Here is an 18,980-nt window from a genome sequence, read left to right as displayed (position 1 = left end):
CCGCCCCACAGTTTGCCTGTCGGTAACTCTCATATGAAACAACCAACGCAGAAGCGCCGGATGGTTCCATGAGAGGTGGGCAGCACGTAATGCCGCGACCGCAGGCCGATATCGAGACAGACGCGAACCCGATGTTGCGGGCCGCCCTCGCGCCGCGAGCCCGCACCCTGGTCGACCTTCTCGCCGCGACCGCCGCGGCGTACCCCGACGCACCCGCCATCGACGACGGCGAGGTGGAACTCGGATACGCGGAGCTGCTCGCGGAGATCGCCGTCGAGGTGGATCGGCTGGCCGCCGCGGGCGTGCGCGCCGGGGACCGGGTCGGGGTCCGGATGCCGTCGGGCACGCGCGGGCTCTACATCACCATCCTGGCCGTCCTGCACGCGGGCGCGGCCTATGTCCCGGTCGACGCCGATGATCCCGACGAGCGTGCCCGGCTGGTGTTCGGCGAGGCCCGGGTGTCGGCCATCGTGACCGCCGCCGGCATCGAAACCACCGGCGTCGCACGGGAATCCGGCGACCTGCGGACCCGACCGGCCGCCCCCGCCCCGGCCGACGACGCCTGGATCATCTTCACCTCCGGATCCACCGGCACCCCCAAGGGCGTTGCGGTGACCCATCGCAACGCCGCCGCGTTCGTCGACGCCGAAGCGAACCTGTTCCTCCAGCACGAACCCATCGGCCCCGGAGACCGGGTACTGGCCGGTCTGTCGGTCGCCTTCGACGCCTCGTGCGAGGAGATGTGGCTGGCCTGGCGGCACGGCGCCTGCCTGGTCCCGGCCCCGCGCGCACTGGTGCGCACCGGCGCGGACCTGGGTCCGTGGCTGGTACGCCGCGAGATCAGCATCGTCTCGACCGTCCCGACGCTGGCCGCCACCTGGCCCGCCGAGGCCCTGGAACCGGTGCGCCTGCTCATCTTCGGCGGCGAGGCGGTCCCGCCCGAGCTGGCCGAACGACTGGCGGGCAAACAGGATTCCGAGCGCGAGGTGTGGAACACCTACGGCCCCACCGAGGCCACCGTGGTGGCGTGCGCGGCGCTGCTGGACGGCGGGTTCCCGATCCGCATCGGCCTGCCCCTCGACGGCTGGGACCTGACCGTCGTCGACGCCGCCGGAAACCCCGTGGGTGAGGGCGAATCCGGTGAGCTGGTGATCGGCGGCGTCGGCCTGGCCCGCTACCTCGACCCCGCCAAGGACGCCGAGAAGTACGCCCCGCTGGAATCGGTGGGCTGGGAACGCGCCTACCGCAGCGGCGATCTGGTCCGCAACGACCGCGAGGGCCTGGTATTCCTGGGCCGCGCCGACGACCAGATCAAGCTCGGCGGCCGCCGCATCGAACTCGGCGAGATCGACAACGCGCTGCAGCACCTGCCGGGCGTGACCGGCGCGGCCGCCGCCATCCGGACCACCAAGGCGGGCAACAAGATCCTGGTCGGCTACCTCACCGGCCCCGACGCCGACTACGACCTGGCCGCCGCCAGAATCATTCTGGCCGAACAACTTCCGGCCCCTCTGGTGCCGCGCCTGGCCGTCGTGGGGGAACTGCCCACCCGCACCTCCGGCAAGGTCGACCGCGACGCCCTGCCCTGGCCGCTGCCCAAGGCGGTCGCCGCCACCCCCGAGGCCGGGCTCACAGAGACCCAGCAGTGGGTCGCCGGACTGTGGGATTCGATCCTGGGCGCCGAGGTCACCGATCCCGACGCCGACTTCTTCGATCTGGGCGGCGGCTCCCTCGCCGCGGCCCAGCTGGTGGCGGCGCTGCGCGAGCGGCATCCGCGCATCGCGGTGGCCGACCTCTACGACCATCCGCGCCTGGGCGCGCTGGCCGCCTTCCTGGACGGCTTCGCTCCGACCGAGACCGTCGAGGAGCGCGTGGTCCGGCCGGTGCCGCTGTCCGCGCAGCTGTTCCAGGTGCTCGCCACGATCCCGCTCACCACCCTCACCGGTCTGCAATGGCTGACGTGGCTGGCCACGGTCGGCAATATCGCCGCCTGGTCGGGCTCGCTGCCGTGGCTGCCGCACCTGTCGTGGTGGTGGACCCTGGCGGCGTTCGTCCTGTTCATCTCCCCGCCCGGCCGGATGGCGCTGTGCGTCGCCGGGTCCCGGCTGCTGTTGCGCGGCGTCGCGGCCGGCACCTACCCGCGCGGTGGTCTCGTGCACCTGCGACTGTGGACGGCCGTGCGGCTGTCGGAGGCCAGCGGCGCGGAGAACCTGTCCGGCGCACCGTGGATGGTGCCGTTCGCCCGCGCACTCGGCGCGACCGTGGGCACGGGTGTCGACCTGCACACCCTGCCGCCGGTCACCGGCATGCTGCGGCTCGGCGACGGCTGCAGCGTCGAACCCGAGGTCGACCTGGCCGGGTACTGGATCGACGGCGACGTGGTGCACATCGGCCCGATCGAGATCGGTCCCGGCGCGGTGGTCGGGGCGCGCTCGATGCTGCTGCCCGGCACCAGGATCGGCCGCAATGCCGAGATCGCGCCCGGCTCGTCGGTGTCGGGCAAGGTCAAGGCCGAACAGGAGTGGGCGGGCTCGCCCGCGGTGAAAGTCGGCCGGGCCCAGCACCGCTGGCCCGACGCCACACCCGCGCGCGCCTCGCACTGGGTGGCCATCTTCGGCATCACCTCCATGCTGCTGGCCTCGGTGCCGATCCTGGCGCTGGGCAGCGGCGGCCTGCTGATCGCCTGGTGGATTCGCGACACCCAGACGCTGACAGCGGGTTTCGGGCGCGCGTTCGCCATGCTGCCGGTCGCCATGCTGCTGGTCCTGGGCGTGTACGCGACGGTCACGATCGTGTCGGTGCGGCTGCTGGCCATCGGGCTCACCGAGGGCCATCATCCGGTGCGCAGCCGCCAGGGCTGGCAGGCGTGGGCCACCGAACGCCTGCTGGATTCCGCGCGCACCTTCCTGTTCCCGCTCTACGCCAGCCTGCTGACCCCGGTGTGGCTGCGCCTGCTGGGCGCGAAGGTCGGCAAGCGCGTGGAGGTTTCGACCGTGCTGCTACTGCCGAAGTTCACCGTGGTCGCCGACGGCGCGTTCCTGGCCGACGACACCATGGTCGCCAGTTACGAATTGGGCGGCGGCTGGCTGCGGATCGGTGAGGCCAAGGTCGGTAAGCGGGCCTTCCTCGGCAACTCCGGCATGACCGCGCCGGGCCGTCGCGTCCCCAAGAACGGCCTGGTCGCCGTGCTGTCGGCCGCGCCGTCGAAGGCGAAGGCGGGGTCGTCGTGGCTGGGCAGCCCACCCATCCGATTGCGCCGCGCCGCCGAAACCGCCGACACCGCACGCACCTTCGACCCGCCCACGCGGCTGCGGATCGCCCGCGCGGTGGTGGAGACCTGCCGGTTGATCCCGGTGCTGGTGACCTTCGCCATCGGGCTCGGCGTGCTGTTCGGCCTGGCCTGGCTGGCCCAGACCCTCGGCCACCTGCCCACCGCCCTGCTCAGCGGCCTGGTGCTGCTGACCGCGGGCGCGGTCGCGGGCGCGTCCTCGGTCATCGCGAAATGGCTGCTGGTGGGCCGGATCGGCACCGAGGAGCATCCGCTGTGGAGCTCGTTCGTGTGGCGCAACGAGGTGGCCGACACCTTCGTCGAGCATGTCGCCGCACCGTGGTTCGCGCGTGCCGCCACCGGAACGCCTGTCCTGAATGTCTGGTTGCGTGGACTCGGCGCGAAAATAGGCCGCGGGGTATGGTGCGAGTCCTATTGGCTTCCGGAGGCTGACCTGGTGACACTCGGTGACGGCGCGACCGTGGAACGCGGTTGCGTGGTGCAGACCCATCTGTTCCACGACCGCATCATGGCCATGGACACCGTCACCCTCGGCCCCGGCGCCACCCTCGGCCCGCACTGTGTCGCCCTGCCCGCCAGCGTGATCGGCGCGGGCGCCACCATCGGGCCCGCCTCGCTGGTCATGCGGGGCGACAGCGTCCCGCCGTCCACCCGCTGGTGGGGCAACCCCATCGCACCCTGGCCGGACGGGAGCCGCTGATGGTGAATCCGATCGACGAACCCATCGACGATTACCTGCCGCAGAACGGGAATCGCGGCTACCGGGTCTCGCGCTACGACCTCGAACTGGTCTACAAGGTCTCGAGCAACCGGCTCGCCGGGCGCGCCGACATCACCGCGGTGACCACCGGCGCGCGAGATCGCTTCGCGCTGGACCTGTCCCAGGCGCTGTCGGTGTCCAAGGTGCTGGTGAACGGCGCCAAGCCCGCCAAATACGTCCACCAGCGCGGCAAATTGGTGATCACCCCGCGCCAGCGCGTCCCGGCGGGCGGCGCGCTGGTACTCACCGTCCAGTACGCGGGCCCGCCCACGCCGGTGCGCGGTCCGTGGGGCGAGGTCGGCTGGGAGGAGCTCACCGAGGGGGCCCTGGTGGCCAGCCAGCCCAATGGCGCGGCCTCCTGGTTCCCCTGCGACGACCACCCCAGTTCCAAGGCCAGCTACCGGATCTCGATCACCACCGATTCCCCGTACTACGCGCAGGCCAACGGCACCCTGGTGCGCAAGCAGACCAAGGCCAGCCAGACCACCTGGGTGTACGACCAGCCCGAACCCATGGCGACCTACCTGGCGACCATCCAGATCGGCCACTACCGCAAACAGCGGATCGACGCGCCGCGCGGATCGGTTCCCATGCAGGCGGTGCTGCCGCCGCGGCTGCGCCTGCCCTTCGAGCACGACTTCGCACGCCAGCCGCGCATGATGGAGGTCTTCACCGAACTGTTCGGGCCCTACCCGTTCGAGGCGTACACGGTGGTGGTCACCGACGACGACCTCGAGATTCCCATCGAGGCCCAGGGCATTTCGGTGTTCGGCGCGAATCACTGTGACGGGCAACGCGGTTCGGAGCGACTGGTCGCGCACGAACTGGCGCACCAGTGGTTCGGCAACAGCCTCACCATCCGGCAGTGGCGCGACATCTGGCTGCACGAGGGTTTCGCCTGTTACGCGGAATGGATCTGGTCCGCGGCCGCGGGCGGCCCGTCGGCCGATCAACTGGCCCGCACCGCGCACCGCAACCTGGCACGGCTGCCGCAGGACATCCTGCTCGCCGACCCGACCCCGGAGTTCATGTTCGACGACCGGGTCTACAAGCGCGGCGCGCTCACCCTGCACGCCCTGCGCCTGCAGCTGGGCGACACCGCCTTCTTCGACCTGCTGCGCGCCTGGACCGCGCGGTACCGGCACGCCTCGGTCGGCACCGACGAATTCACCGACCTGGCCGGGCATTACAGCAACCAGTCACTGCGACCGCTCTGGGACGCCTGGCTGCACGCCCGACCGCTGCCGCCGCTGCCCGCACTCCCCGCGTACCGGACCGATTTCGAGGCCGGGTAGACTTCCAGCGAACACGTTGTTGATCATGGCTGTGCCGGTGCGAACCGTCACACCAGCGTCGTAGATCGCTACAACTCCCAAGCAGCCCCCACTGCGCGGCTTAGCTTTCCTTACGGCGATCGATTTTGCCCACTGGCAATCTCGCCACCTTGTGCCCCCGGCGCGGACCCGATGTCCGCCGCATGGCTCGGGCACGCCCCCGATGCCCGAAAGGCACTGCAGCTCCGATGACTTCCGCCCCCACCTCCTTCGCCGCGCTCGGTGTGCACGAGCCGCTGATCCGCGCCCTCACCAGTGCCGGCATCACCGAGCCGTTCCCGATCCAGGCCGACACCCTGCCCGACACCCTGGCCGGGCGCGACGTGCTCGGACGCGGAAAGACCGGCAGCGGAAAGACCTTGGCGTTCTCCATTCCGATGGTCGACATGCTGGGCCGGGACCCGCAGCCGTGTGCGCCGAATCACCCCGCCGGGCTGGTTCTCGCGCCGACCCGCGAGTTGGCGACCCAGATCGCGGCCACCCTCGAGCCGTTGGCCGCCGCGTACCGCATGTCGGTGACCACCATCTTCGGTGGCGTGTCCCAGCACCGGCAGGTGCAGGCGCTGAAGAAGGGCGTCGACATCGTCATCGCCTGCCCGGGCCGCCTCGAGGACCTCATGCGACAGGGCCTGATCAGCCTCGACGATGTCGAGATCACCATCATCGACGAGGCCGACCACATGGCCGACCTGGGCTTCCTGCCCGGCGTCACCCGGATCCTGGCCGCCACCCCGAGCGACGGCCAGCGCCTGCTGTTCTCGGCCACCCTGGACAACGGCGTCAACAAGCTGGTTCAGCGCTTCCTGCCCAACGCGGTGAAACACGAAGTCGACGAAGCGAATTCGCCGGTGGCCGCCATGACCCACCATGTGTTCGAGGTGCCCACCAACGACGCGAAGCGCGCGGTCGTGCACCGCCTCGCGTCCGGCACGGAGCGGCGAATCCTGTTCACCCGCACCAAGCATCAGGCCCGCAAGCTGGCCCGTCAGCTCACCACGGCCGGCATCCCGGCCGTGGACCTGCACGGCAACCTGACCCAGCCCGCCCGCGACCGCAATCTGGCGGCCTTCGCCTCCGGCGCGGCCAAGGTCCTGGTCGCCACCGACGTGGCCGCGCGCGGCGTGCACGTGGACGGCGTGGAACTGGTCGTGCACGTCGATCCGCCCGCCGAGCACAAGGCCTACCTGCACCGGTCCGGCCGCACCGCGCGCGCGGGCAATGACGGCGACGTCGTCACCCTGGTGCTGCCCGATCAGCGCGGCGATCTCGCCGCGCTCATGCGCAAGGCCAAGATCACCGTCTCCCCGCAGTCGGTGACGCCCGAATCCCCGCAGGTGAGCGAGCTGGTCGGCGAGGTCGCCGCGCTGGTTCCCGTCTCCGGCGGCGATACCGCCCCGGCCCGCGGCGAGGCGGCCGCGGCTCCCGCGCGCGGCCCGCGTCAGCCCCGTCAGCGCACCCGCCCCGTGGGCGACAAGCCCGCCGCGCCGCGCCGGCGCAAGTCCGGTGGCCGCGGCGACGAGGTGCGCAGCGACCGTCCGGCCGACCGCAAGCACGAGACCGTCAAGGACGGCCGTCCCGGCGGGCGCACCGGCGGGCGAGCCTCCGGCAAGCCGCGCACGGCCTCGGGTGCGCCCGGGGCCTCGGGTCACGGCTCCCGCGGCGGCGAGACGGGCGGCAAGCCCGCCTCGCGCACCCGGTCGGATCGCCGTGCCGCGGCGCCGGCCCGTCAGCGGGACCACGGCCAGAGCGCTTCCGACACCGCGGGCGGGCGGTCCGGATCCCCGCGTACGGGCGGTGCGCCCCGCCGTCGCCGCAACGGCTGACGTCACTCGGCGGCACTCGCGGGACGCGCGGCATGCTCGGCGCGACCATTCTCCGGTCGCGCCGAGAATGTAACCTTTGTCCGTATCCACCCGGCGTGGAATTTCTTACAGTTAATTGAGAGCAAGCAGCAGCCTGCTCCCACGCCGTGAATATGTTTCCACCGCCCCCGACGTCCGCGCAGGGTGAGGAGAGAAGCAATGGTTACGCAGGCCGCCCCACTGAGCGAATCGGTCACGGTCAAATTCGAGCGGGTGGACGAACACCGCTACAAGGTGTCGGTGACGCCGATCGACCGCCTGCAATGGCGAGTGGGGTACGCGCCGGATATGAAAGCCGCCGTGCAACTGGCTCACGAGCTTGCGAAATAGCCGCTACAGCGCCGGCGCGCCGGGCTCCAGCAGGCGTTTGGGGTGCATGCCGTCGACCTGCCCGATGAAGGGCGGGTGAATGCTGTAGCCGAGCATCCGGCGAATGTCCTCGGACACCGCGCTCACGGTATCGCGGGTCATCGACAGGGTGAACGCCTCCTGCGGGCGCAGCCACGGCTCGCAATACTGCGCGGTGAGCGCGAGCCGCGGATTCGCCGACCGATTCGCGCCGCCGCCGTGCCACAGGGTGCCACCGAAGAATACGCAGCTACCGGCCCGCATCACGATCGGTTCCCGCGGCGTGGATTCGTCGGGGAGTTCGTCGCCCCACAAGTGGCTGCCCGGCACCATGTCGGTGGCGCCATTGTCGGCGGTGAAGTCGTCGATGGCCCAGATGGTCGCCGCCCCCAACGCCTTTCGCGGCCGCGGCAGCGGGTAGAAGCCGTCGTCGGTGTGCAGCATCTGCGCGGCTTCGCCGGGTTGGATATTGATCACCTGCAGCATGGACAGCAGATAGTTGGGCATGAACAGCCGGTCCAGCAGCGCCAGCACGCGTGGATGATCGGCGATGCGGTCGCAGGATCGAGTCTTGTTCAGCACGCTGTAGACGCGCTGGGTGGAATGGCCTTCGAAGTTGTTGCGTCCGCTCCGATCCAGCAGTGGCGCAACGCTTTCCCGGATCTCGTCCAGTTCGGCCGCCGTCAGCAGGTCGGGCAGGATGACGTAGCCGTCGCGCTCGAGCGCGGCCAGATCCGCGTCGACCACCGCCGGGTCCACACTCGCGCCGCTGCTGCCGGTGCGCCGATAGGTTCCGGCCAGATCACCGTCGAGATCCCGTAGCGAGGTCACCTTCGTGCTCATCGGGCCATCCTTTACATAACTGAGTTCTGTTATCCTCCGACTGTGGCACGAGCACCGATCGGACGTCAACAACTTCTCGACGCCGCGCGCGACGAACTGGTCCACGCCAACGGACTGCTGGAGCTGAGCGCGCTGACCCGCCGCACCGGCCTGAGCACCGGCGCGCTCTATCACCACTTCGGCTCGAAAGTCGGCCTGCTGGCGGCGATCTGGGACGATTTCTACGAAGGGCTGAGCCGGGCCATCGCCGACGATCGCCTCCCCGACGGCGACTGGGCCACCCGCGAACGCGCCCGCACACAGTGTTTCGTGGCCTACCACTTCGACCACCCGCTCGCGGCGCTGCTCCTCAATCGCGCCGCCCCCGATCCGGGTCTCACCGAGATCGAGGCCCTCTACATCCGCAATCTCGGCGATGCCGCGGCCGCCAATATCCGGCGTGGGCAGGCCACCGGCGAGATCCCCGCCGATCTCGACCCCGACAGCGCGGGCGCGTACGTGATCGGCGGTCTACGCCACGGCATCGGCCGGCAACTGCGCACCCACCCCCGGCCCGCGGTCGACCTGGCCGCGGAACGCCTGTGGCGCTTCACGGCCGCGACGCTGGAGCTTTCCTAGAACCCGCGCGACACCCGGCGGAGAGAACTCAGGCCGCCAGCCCGAGGTTGGCGACGAGTCGGCGCACCCGCTGCTCGATGTCGTCGCGGATGGCGCGGATCTCCTCGATCCCACCCCCGGCGGGATCGGGCAGTGGCCACTGCTCGAACCGATGCCCGCCGATGATCGGGTTGTCGTCACCGCAACCCATGTCGATCACCACATCGGCGGCCCGCATCAGTTCGTCGGACCACGGCTTCGGGAATTCGTCGGCGATGTCCACGCCGCGTTCGGCCATGGCCGCGATCACCAGCGGGTGGATCGCCGCGCTCGGGGCCGATCCGCACGACCACGCGGCGGCCTGCCGCCCGGCCATGCTGGTGAAGAAGCCGAGCGCCATCTGTGAGCGCCCGGCGTTCTGTGTGCAGACGAACAGGACCGTGGGCCCGGTCGGGGCGCCGTGCCCACGGGTACGGGCCAGGGCGGTGAGCCGCTCGCGGGCGAACCGCTCGGCCAGTCCGGGCAGCCGGTCCGCCGGCAGCCCGATGGCCGTGAGATGGTCCAGCGAACCGTCGAGGATGCGCTCGACCGTGGCACGGTCCGCGGACGGTCCGAACTCGTCCATCAGACGTGCCACCGCGTCGCCCCGCACAGCCGGTTCCGTGTCGGCGCCGGAAGGCAGGGCGGTGCCGGGATTCTCGTTCACGCTCACTCCCTCCGCTCGAAATTCCAGCGTATCGCTGTTGAGAACGTCCGGGCTGAACACCGAACCGGACATGAGACTTGTTGATAGCCACACGCTATCGTCAATAGTCCGTACTCCGCCAGTCGCACACCCGGTCGCTCGACGACTTCACGGTGAGTGAACGACCACATCGAATCCGGCAGTGTGATGACGGCCATGGTCCTGGCGCGTCCGCCGGCCCGTCACTCGGACCAGGAGCGGCGTCAACGCCCGCGGCTAGCGCACCGGGCCGAGCTGGTCGCGGAACTGGCCGGGGGTCAGACCGGTCTCCTCGCGGAAGGCGCGGTAGAAGTGACGGTCGCTGGAGAACCCGCAGGCGGCGGCGACCGCGGCCAGCGAGCGGGTGCGATCGGCGCGAATCAGGCGGCGGGCGTGGGCGATTCGGGTGCGGCGGATCAGCGCGCCCGGCTCACCGAATCCCTCGCACACCCGGTAGAGGGTGCGGCGGGAGAGCAGGCAGGCGTGGGCGATCTCGTCGACCGTCAGGTCCGGATTGGTGAAGTTCTTGCGGATGTAGGCCAGAACCTGCTGACGGGTGTAGAGCGAATCCGACGGGGCGGGTGCGCCGGTACCGGTGGACAGCAGCAGGGCCGAGGCCATCATCCCGGCGGCGTCACCGCCGAATACGGTGACCGCGCGGGCGATGTCGTCGGCGGGGAGTTCGGCCAGATTGCGGAAGAAGCCGGTGACCACGCCAAGGGCTCCGGTAGCGGGGACAGCGGTGGCGGTGGGCAGCTGTTCACGGGTGAGGCCGGAGTGTTCGAGGACCTGTCGCATCGGGGCCCGGATCAGAGTGGACAGGCAATTGTCGGTGGTGCGGCTCTCGAGCGGCAGGCCGCTGTCGAAGAATGCGATGGTGCCGGGCTTGGATTCGGCGGTGCGGCCACCCTGCTCGGTCCAATTCGTCCCTTTCAGAACGATATTCACGAGCAGGAAGTCGCCAGCGGTCCGCGCCACCATCTTCGGTGTCCGCATGGCGCGTTGCGCACTGGCCTGCATGCGCGACACCGAGATTCCGTCGTACTGGGTCGATACCACGCGGCCGTGCCAGTGACCGGTGCGCAAGGGCTCGATGGCGGTCGGCGCGACCGCGTCCGACATCAGGGATTCCCATTGTTCGAATGCCTGACGTGGCGAAAGGGTCGAGGATGACGAGACCTCGACGGCGCCGGTAACGGCATGGTCCACACAAGCAATCCTCCCACCGAGGTGAGCCCGGCAATCCCCTTTTCGCGGGATATCTCGAGGCATGGGAGAACCGCTCATGAGCACGGCGGTCGAGGTCGCGAGGCGTTCGATGCGGAGCGGCGATCCGAGATCTTTGCAGTGCCACAAGGGAGTTCGCACCGAATCCGATTCCGCGGCGTCATGTCCGGCATTCCGGGGGGGAGCGAGCATCGATGCCCCGAGCGGCGAGCGCAGGGGTTCCCTGAGCAAGGCGGTGAACCCGGGCGGACCGGGAAGCTGAGACGGGCGAAAAGCACTGCAGCCGTTCCCTGTTCGAATCCGCCACCGGGGCGTGCAGCGGCCAGAAGCCGTGATGGCGAAGTCCTTCGCGACGCAGATACGGCTCGGCTCCGGGATCTCGGGTCCGGACCACCCGATCGCCGCGGCAGTCAGAATGGGCGAGCGCGCCAAGAATCCTTCCTGCGCGTCGTGCACAGCCGGCCATCCCCGAGGTAGCGAGTCGAGCAGTTCGAGCGGAAACTCCTGCCACGGCGCCGTTGCTGTTGTGGTTGCGCGCCAATGCGCTAGGGAGTGTCGCGCAGCGTGTATCCGACGCCGCGCACCGTGTGAATCAGTGGCGGATGGTCGGTATCGATCTTGCGCCGCAGCTGACTGACGAACGTTTCGACCACTCGGTCGGCTCGCCCTTCCTCGGCCTGCCACACACGGTCGAGGATCTGCCGCTTGCTCACCACCTTGCCCGCGTTGAGCATCAGGTACTGCAACAGCTTGAATTCGGTGGCGGACAGCCAGATCAATTCGCCGCCCCGGAACACGCGGTGAGTGTCGGCGTCGAGTTCCAGGTCGGCGAAGCGCAGCCGCTCGGGCCCCTCGTCGTCGGCGGGTTTGGTGCGGCGCAGGATGGCGTGCAGACGCAGCACGACTTCCTCGAGGCTGAACGGTTTGCTCACGTAGTCGTCGCCGCCGGCGCTGAGTCCGGCGATGCGGTCCTCGACGGCGTCGCGGGCGGTGAGGAACAGCACCGGAACCTCGCTGCCCGCGGCGCGCAGCCTGCGGGCGACGGTGAAACCGTCGAGGTCGGGCAGCATGACGTCGAGGATCATGACGTCGGGCGGCCGCCGGGTCGCGGCTTCCAGCGCGCCCCGGCCGCTGTCGGCGGAGCTGACGTCGAACCCGCTCAGCCGCAGCGCGGAACAGAGCAGGTCGAGAATGTACGGCTCGTCGTCGACGACCAGCACGGTCGCCGCCGGGGTCGCGGCGCGATCGCTCACGATGGTCACCCTAGGCGCTCCCACACCGGATTCGTGCGCGCACTCGCGCCGCTCTGTGTCATACGGGCCATCCTCGGGGCCGGCCCACCGGGCAAGCTCGGCGTCAGCTGGGCGTTTCCTGTGAACCGGCGGCCTCGGGTCCGGACTGGTCCGAGAGCGGGAACACCATGCGGAAGAGCGTGCCCGCCCCGGGCCGGGTGAGCAGTTCGATCCGCGCGCCGTGCGCGGTCAGCACGGCGGCCACGATGGCCAGTCCCAGCCCGGAACCGCCTGCGCGCGAGCGGGATTCGTCGACCCGATAGAAGCGGTCGAAGACGTGTCCGGCCTGTTCGAGGGGGATGCCGGGGCCGGTGTCGGACACCTCCGCGATCACCGCCGGACCACCCGCCGGCAGATCGGCACCGGCGGCGGCGACCACTCCGGCCGCGTCCGGCACGGTGCCCGTGGCGATCCGAATGTCGATCTCGGCCGTGGCGGGTGTGTGCACGAGCCCGTTGCCGACCAGGTTGGTCAGCACCTGCCGCAGCCGATGCTCGTCCCCCACCACGCGCACGACGCCGCCGGGAAGCCGCAGCCGCACAACGCGTTCCGGCTGCCGGGCCAGCGCGTCGCGCACGATGTCCCCGCCGAGGGCGGACAGGTTCACGTCGGTCAGGTCCAGCGGGCGTTGCTCGTCCAGCCGTGCGAGCAGCAGCAGGTCCTCGACCAGCAGTCCCATGCGCGCGGCCTCGTCCTCGATGCGTCGCATCATGGTGGCGACCTGGCCGGGATTCGCGGCGCCGCCCATCCGGTACAGCTCGGCGTACCCGCGGATCGAGGTGAGCGGGGTGCGCAGTTCGTGCGAGGCATCGGCCACGAACAGCCGCATCCGCGCCTCGGATTCCCCGAGCCGCCGCATGCTGGTCGACAACCGTTCGAGCATCACATTGAACGCGGCCCCCAGCCGCCCGACCTCGGTGTGATCGTCGGTGTGCTCGACCCGCCGATCCAGCTCTCCGGCCGCGATGGCCTCGGCGGTGTGCTCGATCCGCGAGAGCGGCCGCAACCCGACCCGCACCACCCAGGTCGCCACGGCGGCCATCACCAGCACCAGCACCACGCCGGAGACCACTTCGATGGTCCGCAATTCCCGAGCGGTCGCGTAGTAGCCGTCCAACGGCATGACAACGGCCGCCGTCGCCCCCAGTGGCTGCATCCGGCTCGGCGGCTGCACCACCGTCCGCACCCGCCAAGGGGACCCGTGCGAGTCGGTCACCTCGAAGATCCGGTCGCCACGCGCGGCGACTGCCGCCTTGTCCATCGCGGGCAACGACAACTCGACACCACCGACGCCGATCTGCCCCGACGGAGCGCCCGTGCTGTCGAAGAACAGGACCTGGAAGGTCGAGGGCAGGCCCTTCACCGGTTCGTCGGGCCGCGGGGGCGGGGGCGGACGGCTCTCGGTGGCCAGATCCCGCGCGACCCCGTTCAACTGTCCATCGATACGCGCCAATTCGGAGCGGCCGAGCATCGCCTGGGTGAGCACCCCGAACGCGGCCAGCCCCGCCGTGGCGATCACCAGCACCGACACCAGCAGCCGGGTCCGCAGCGTCCACCGCCGCAGCCTGGGGAAACGAGGCCCCGCATGGGCTCCGGCGGACGGAGAGCCGACCGCTCGATCACGCACGAACCCACCTAAACACAGCCCGTCGACGGCCCACGCCGATCTCCCTTCCGCCGCGCCGCCGCGCGAACCGCCCCGACAGTAGGCGCCGAACCTCCGGCGAACTCGAGAAGCCGCGTCCGCCCGCGCGCCGATTGCGGCGGGCACCGACCCACAGCACCGATCCCGGCCCCGCGAACCCCGGCCCGCACCGGAGCGGTGACCGGCGGCCGGGCGTTTGGTTGTGGTCGACCGGCGATTCCACGCGGGGCCCACCGCTCGAGCCACGATGTCTGGCTCCGGCCGTTGACCGGCGCGGGGATCCGTGTGGCAGTCCAGCCCCCGGTCCGCGCACCTCGCAGGCACGAGTGTCCACGCACCATCACTCGGCCTAGCGGGCCCGGCGAGCCCATACCGCGTTCCCAGCGGACTCCCAGATTCGCACGCCATTCGCCCCGAGCCCCGGCGAACAGGATCGACCGCGACGACCGCGACGCGATCACGGTGTCGCGGTGAGCGAAAGGGACGGGAAATGACATCGACTGCGTGGCGGCTGGAGTCGGCCGCGGCGGAGCGACCGGACGAGGGCGACGCCGGGCGGCGTGAAACACGGCTCGCCCGGATGGTTTTCGGGGCGGACGGGCAGCCTCGCTGGGCGCGGCCGGGGCTGATCGGGCTGCTCGCGGTGACGGCGGTGCTCTATCTGTGGGATCTGACGAACTCCGGCTGGGCCAACGAGTACTACTCGGCGGCCGCCCAGGCGGGGTCGCGGAGTTGGAAGGCGCTGCTGTTCGGGTCGTTCGACGCCGGGAACGCCATCACGGTGGACAAGCCGCCCGCGGCGCTGTGGGTGATGGGGCTGTCCGGGAAGCTGCTCGGGTTCAGCCAGTGGTCGGTGCTGCTGCCGCAAGCGCTCATGGGCGTCGTGTCGGTCGGGCTGCTCGCGGCCACCGTGCGGCGGCCGAGCGGGCCGGGCGCCGGGCTGCTGGCCGGGGCGACCGCGGGCCTGACACCCGTGGCGGTGCTGATCTTCCGCTTCGACAATCCGGACGCGTTACTGGTGCTGCTGCTCGTCGTGGCCGCCTACTGCACGGTCCGTGCCATTCAGGCCACCGGCGACCGGGTGTGGTCCGCGCCGACCGGCTGGCTGATGCTCGCGGGTGTGGCGGTGGGGTTCGGCTTCCTCACCAAGATGATGCAGGCGTTCTTGATCCTGCCCGGGCTCGGTCTGGCTTTCCTGATCGCCGCGAACAGCTCACTGCGGCAGCGGGTCCTGTCCCTCGCCCTGGCCTGCCTCGCCGTCGTGGTGTCGGCGGGGTGGTACATCGCGCTGGTCGAGTTGTGGCCCGCGGACTCGCGGCCGTTCATCGGTGGCTCGACCGACAACAGCCTGTGGCAGCTGGCGGTCGGCTACAACGGTCTGGGCCGCATCCTCGGCGGCAGCGGCAATATGGGTTCCCACGGTTCCGGCGGTGTCGACGCGCCCGAGGGCATGTCCGGATTCGCCGGGTTCAGCGGATCCTCGGGCCTCACACGGCTTTTCAATCCGGAGATGGGCGGCGAGATCTCGTGGCTGCTTCCGGCCGCGCTGATCGGGCTGGCCGCGGGGCTCTGGCTCACCCGCCGTGCGCGGCGCACCGACCGCACCCGGGCGGCGTTCGTCCTGTGGGGCGGCTGGCTACTGGTCACCGGGGTGACCTTCTCGTTCATGGGCGGCATCGTGCACCCGTACTACACCGTGGCCCTGGCCCCGGCGATCGGCGCGCTGATCGCGCTGTCGGTGCGCGAATTGTGGTCGCGCGCGGCCCATCCCGCGGCGCGCCCGACCTTGGCCCTCATGGCGGCGGGCACCGGGGCGTGGTCGTTCGTGCTGCTGAACCGCACCCCGGACTGGCTGCCGTGGCTGCGCTGGACGGTGCTGATCGGCTCGATCCTGGTGGCGCTGCCCGTTATTGCCGGTTCCCGCGCATCCCGCCGCTACGCCGCCGTTCTTGCGCTGGCGGGCGTGCTGTTCGGACTCGGCGGCGCGAGCGCCTGGGCGATCGCGACCGCCGCCCAGCCACACAGCGGCGGCAATCCGCTGTCCGGACCCGCCGCCGCCCAGAGTTTCGGCCCTGGCTGCATGCCTGGCGGCGCTCCCGGCGAGGACGGCGATCGCTTCACACCACCGAGCGGCGCAGCGCCCGAAGGGGATCCGGCCGCCCCGAGCGGCGAGATCACGACCGGGCCGACCGGCGTCATTCCGGTCCAGCAAGGCGGCACCGGCGACGGCGCGCCAGGCAACGGGCACGGCCCGATGTTCGCATCGGCGAACAATGCCGAGCTGGTAGCCCTGCTCGAGCACAGCGACGCTCGCTGGGCGGCCGCGACCGTCGGGGCGGGTTCGGCTGGGGGCCTTGCCCTGAATTCCGGCAAGTCGGTCATGGCGATCGGTGGTTTCACCGGTAGCGACGACTCCCCCACCCTGGCGCGGTTCCAGACCTACGTGTCCGCCGGTCAGGTTCGCTACTTCATCGACGGCGGAATGGTCATGGGCGGCAACGCCGATTCGAGCGGCTCCCAGATCTCGGCCTGGGTGAAGTCCCACTTCACCGCGCTCACGGTCGGCGCCAGCACCGTGTACGACCTGTCCCGGCCGGTCACCGCCTGAGCGGCCGGACGATCAGATCAACGCCTTGTGCACCCGCAGCCGACGGCGCACGTTCGCCATCATGCTCCGGGTGCCCGCGTTGCGAATGAAGCGGGGAATGAAGCGGTTCACGAAGCCCACGAACACGAACAGGTGCTCGAAGCGGCGCTGGTCGGCGGCGGACCAGCTCACGCCGAGCTGCTCACGGAAGTACGGGGGCAGGTAGCCGACGGTGAGGAAGCGCAGCAGACCGCCGAAGATCACCCGCAGATACCAGTGGATCATGCGCAGGCGCAGCAGGTCGTCGATGAAGGCGCGGATCTTCTCGTCGGCCGCCACCTGCTCGCACGCGCGCACCCAGTACTCGTCGAATTCGGCGCGGGTGCCGGGCCACATCTCGTCGGTGACCTGGAGGGTGGTGCCCAGGGGCGCGGAGGTGGAGTAGAACGCCTCGGCCTGTTCGGGATTCATCTTCCCGTTGAGCAGCTGATACGAGTCCTCGAAGCCGATGTAGAGGCAGGCCGCGACCCACAGTTGCAGGTCGCGGTCGAAGGCGTTGTAGCGGACAGCGGCCCCTAGTTCGGACTTCACCTGGCGGTGGGCGACATTGACCGCTTCCCGGAAGGCGACCTTCTCCTCCGGCGTGCCGAGGATGGCGACCGCGAGGTAGGACGCGGTGGTGCGCAACCGTTTCCACGGATGCACCATGAGCGCCCCGGAGTGCACCTTGCTGTCGGCCACGCCGTGCCCGACGCCGGGTCGCGCCATCTGCATGGCGACATTGGCGGCCGCGCCGGAGAACTGCCAGAAGTCCAGCGCGTCCTCGAGTTTCGGCGGGCGTTTGGTGTCGGCGCGGTGCACGCCGGGGATGTGGATGCGGGTCTGCTCGAGGGTGAGGGTGGCGTCGCCGGCCGGCTGCGGTGCCGCGATGGTCATGGATCTCCTTCGATCGGGCGCGGGCTATGTTACCGAGGATTCCGCAGCGCGGTCTCGGATTCAAGAGGGGAATCGAAAGTAACTTAGTACCACCTGTGTTACCGCATCACCGCAGCGTGAGACGTTGCATCTCGCCAATATCATCCCCGAAGAAGATCTCCCGATTCTCTTCCATTCTTGAGAATCGTGAGTAACATACGTCGCTGCGGCAGCTCGTGCACAGAGGCGCGAGGCGGGGACGTGAGAGGACGTTCGCAAGATGCTGAAACGGTTGGATCGCATACTGGGCTACGAGATGAAGGTGTCCGAATTCCTCGGGACGCTGATCATTCTGGCCATTCCCTACGGGCTGGTGGGGGTGGTGTGGACACTCACCCACACCGCACATCTGAAGCAGTTGCACGGCCTCGACGTGATCATCTCGTTCGTCGGATCGATCGTGTGCTGGCCGGTGCTCACCTTCTCGAATGTGTGCATGACGTAGATGATGGTTCTGGTCTGGCTCATCGACATCCTGGTAATCGGGATCAAGATTCTCGGTGGGCGTATGCGAGTGAATCCCGTTCTGCGCGCCGGCCTGTGGGTGGCCGTGCTGTGCACCGTGGCCGCCGGTCTCTCGGTGGCCGGGTATCTGCTGATGCTGTTGCAGCGCTACCTCGAGGACATGGCCTGATGACGACACTCGAAAAACCTTCCGGCGCACCGGAACCCTCGGAACTGGAGCGGATCGGCCGGAGCGCCCGACAGTTGTGGCGCGATCATCCGCAGCGGTCCCTGGAAACCCTGGGGCGACAGGTCGATCTGGGCCGGGACGCGCTGCGTCAGCTGGTGGTGTCGATCCTGTCGCGGCGGTTCCCGTACCGCGAGTTCATCAAACAGTGCGCGTTCATGACGAGCGTGTCGGCCGCGCCGACGGTGCTGGTGGCCATCCCGATCGCGGTGGTGGTGTCGATCCAGGTGGGCGCGTTGGTGAATCAGGTCGGCGCGACCACCTTCATCGGCGCGGTGGCCGGGCTCGGCATCATCCGCCAGGGCGCGCCGCTGGTCACCTCGCTCATGATCGCGGGCGCGGTCGGCTCGGCCATCACCGCCGACCTGGGCTCGCGCACGATCCGCGAGGAGATCGACGCCATGATGGTGATGGGCGTCGACCCGGTGCGGCGGCTGGTCGCGCCGCGACTGGCGGCGGCGGTGCTGGTGAGCATGCTGCTGTGCGGCTTCATCGTGTTCGTGGGCTTCGCGACGGCCTACATGTTCAACGTCTACGCCCAGTCGGGGACGCCGGGCTCGTTCATCGGCTCGTTCGCGTCCTTCGCGGTGGCCGACGACCTGGTGGTCGCGGTGCTCAAGGCGGCCATCTTCGGGCTGCTGACCGCGGTGATCGCCTGCGATATCGGCCTGCACGCGCACGGCGGCCCGGGCGGGGTGGCCAATGCGGTGAACTCGGCGGTGGTGAGCTCGGCGCTGATGCTGTTCGCCACCAATATCGCGCTCACCCAGCTCTACAACACGCTGTTGCCGACGAAGGTGGTGTGA

Annotated in this window: 15 protein-coding genes; 9 read left to right on the top strand and 6 right to left on the bottom strand. The window is 69.9% G+C overall.

Features of this window, described 5'->3' with window-relative positions:
• Window positions 1-89 precede the first annotated feature (89 nt).
• The 4 genes from ACFYTS_RS17405 to ACFYTS_RS17390 all read left to right on the top strand — a co-directional run bounded on the left by ACFYTS_RS17405 (window position 90) and on the right by ACFYTS_RS17390 (window position 7,575).
• Window positions 90-3,989 (top strand): Pls/PosA family non-ribosomal peptide synthetase, encoded by a 3,900-nt coding sequence (locus tag ACFYTS_RS17405; RefSeq protein ID WP_387305257.1) that lies wholly within the window; start codon window positions 90-92, stop codon window positions 3,987-3,989.
• Window positions 3,989-5,344, top strand: coding sequence for a M1 family metallopeptidase (locus ACFYTS_RS17400; RefSeq protein ID WP_357287806.1), 1,356 nt, complete (start codon window positions 3,989-3,991; stop codon window positions 5,342-5,344). Before ACFYTS_RS17405 ends, ACFYTS_RS17400 begins: the two co-directional genes overlap by 1 nt.
• A gap of 227 nt (window positions 5,345-5,571) precedes the next feature.
• The gene (locus ACFYTS_RS17395; protein WP_357287809.1) at window positions 5,572-7,206 is read left to right on the top strand and encodes a DEAD/DEAH box helicase; all 1,635 of its coding nucleotides are present in this window, start codon (window positions 5,572-5,574) and stop codon (window positions 7,204-7,206) included.
• Between the two features lie 198 nt (window positions 7,207-7,404).
• Entirely contained in the window at window positions 7,405-7,575 is a 171-nt protein-coding gene (locus tag ACFYTS_RS17390) for a hypothetical protein (protein ID WP_357287812.1), read from the top strand.
• A 3-nt stretch (window positions 7,576-7,578) separates the two neighbouring features.
• Here the strand turns inward: ACFYTS_RS17390 and ACFYTS_RS17385 are convergent, their stop codons facing one another.
• Window positions 7,579-8,436, bottom strand: coding sequence for a phytanoyl-CoA dioxygenase family protein (locus tag ACFYTS_RS17385; RefSeq protein ID WP_387305253.1), 858 nt, complete (start codon window positions 8,434-8,436; stop codon window positions 7,579-7,581).
• 42 nt (window positions 8,437-8,478) lie between these two features.
• Between ACFYTS_RS17385 and ACFYTS_RS17380 the strand changes: the two genes are divergently transcribed.
• Window positions 8,479-9,054, top strand: a complete 576-nt coding sequence (locus tag ACFYTS_RS17380; protein ID WP_357287817.1) for a TetR/AcrR family transcriptional regulator — start codon at window positions 8,479-8,481, stop codon at window positions 9,052-9,054.
• Window positions 9,055-9,082: 28 nt separating this feature from the next.
• Here the strand turns inward: ACFYTS_RS17380 and ACFYTS_RS17375 are convergent, their stop codons facing one another.
• The 4 genes from ACFYTS_RS17375 to ACFYTS_RS17360 all read right to left on the bottom strand — a co-directional run bounded on the left by ACFYTS_RS17375 (window position 9,083) and on the right by ACFYTS_RS17360 (window position 13,903).
• Complete coding sequence (locus tag ACFYTS_RS17375) at window positions 9,083-9,739, bottom strand: arsenate reductase ArsC (protein ID WP_357287820.1); 657 nt, start codon at window positions 9,737-9,739, stop codon at window positions 9,083-9,085.
• A gap of 255 nt (window positions 9,740-9,994) precedes the next feature.
• Window positions 9,995-10,879 (bottom strand): AraC family transcriptional regulator, encoded by an 885-nt coding sequence (locus tag ACFYTS_RS17370; RefSeq protein WP_387305250.1) that lies wholly within the window; start codon window positions 10,877-10,879, stop codon window positions 9,995-9,997.
• A gap of 650 nt (window positions 10,880-11,529) precedes the next feature.
• Window positions 11,530-12,237 (bottom strand): response regulator transcription factor, encoded by a 708-nt coding sequence (locus ACFYTS_RS17365; RefSeq protein ID WP_387305247.1) that lies wholly within the window; start codon window positions 12,235-12,237, stop codon window positions 11,530-11,532.
• Between the two features lie 103 nt (window positions 12,238-12,340).
• Window positions 12,341-13,903, bottom strand: a complete 1,563-nt coding sequence (locus tag ACFYTS_RS17360; RefSeq protein ID WP_387305244.1) for a sensor histidine kinase — start codon at window positions 13,901-13,903, stop codon at window positions 12,341-12,343.
• Between the two features lie 598 nt (window positions 13,904-14,501).
• Here ACFYTS_RS17360 and ACFYTS_RS17355 point away from each other — a divergent pair.
• Window positions 14,502-16,529, top strand: a complete 2,028-nt coding sequence (locus ACFYTS_RS17355) for an ArnT family glycosyltransferase (protein WP_387305869.1) — start codon at window positions 14,502-14,504, stop codon at window positions 16,527-16,529.
• A 12-nt stretch (window positions 16,530-16,541) separates the two neighbouring features.
• Here the strand turns inward: ACFYTS_RS17355 and ACFYTS_RS17350 are convergent, their stop codons facing one another.
• Complete coding sequence (locus tag ACFYTS_RS17350; RefSeq protein ID WP_387305241.1) at window positions 16,542-17,444, bottom strand: oxygenase MpaB family protein; 903 nt, start codon at window positions 17,442-17,444, stop codon at window positions 16,542-16,544.
• A gap of 259 nt (window positions 17,445-17,703) precedes the next feature.
• Here ACFYTS_RS17350 and ACFYTS_RS17345 point away from each other — a divergent pair, with 259 nt between their 5' ends.
• The 3 genes from ACFYTS_RS17345 to ACFYTS_RS17335 are packed head-to-tail and all read left to right on the top strand — an operon-like array spanning window position 17,704 to window position 18,980.
• The gene (locus ACFYTS_RS17345) at window positions 17,704-17,928 is read left to right on the top strand and encodes a hypothetical protein (RefSeq protein WP_387305238.1); all 225 of its coding nucleotides are present in this window, start codon (window positions 17,704-17,706) and stop codon (window positions 17,926-17,928) included.
• Window positions 17,929-18,117, top strand: a complete 189-nt coding sequence (locus ACFYTS_RS17340; protein ID WP_357287839.1) for a hypothetical protein — start codon at window positions 17,929-17,931, stop codon at window positions 18,115-18,117.
• On the top strand, window positions 18,117-18,980 hold the full coding sequence (locus ACFYTS_RS17335) for an ABC transporter permease (RefSeq protein ID WP_357287842.1): 864 nt from the start codon (window positions 18,117-18,119) through the stop codon (window positions 18,978-18,980). The genes ACFYTS_RS17340 and ACFYTS_RS17335 overlap by 1 nt, the downstream gene beginning before the upstream one ends.

This window comes from Nocardia sp. NPDC004151, assembly GCF_042874235.1.
In the GTDB taxonomy this organism is placed as follows: domain Bacteria; phylum Actinomycetota; class Actinomycetes; order Mycobacteriales; family Mycobacteriaceae; genus Nocardia.
Note: the sequence above shows the minus strand (reverse complement) of the source record. Positions and strands in the feature narration are given on the sequence as shown.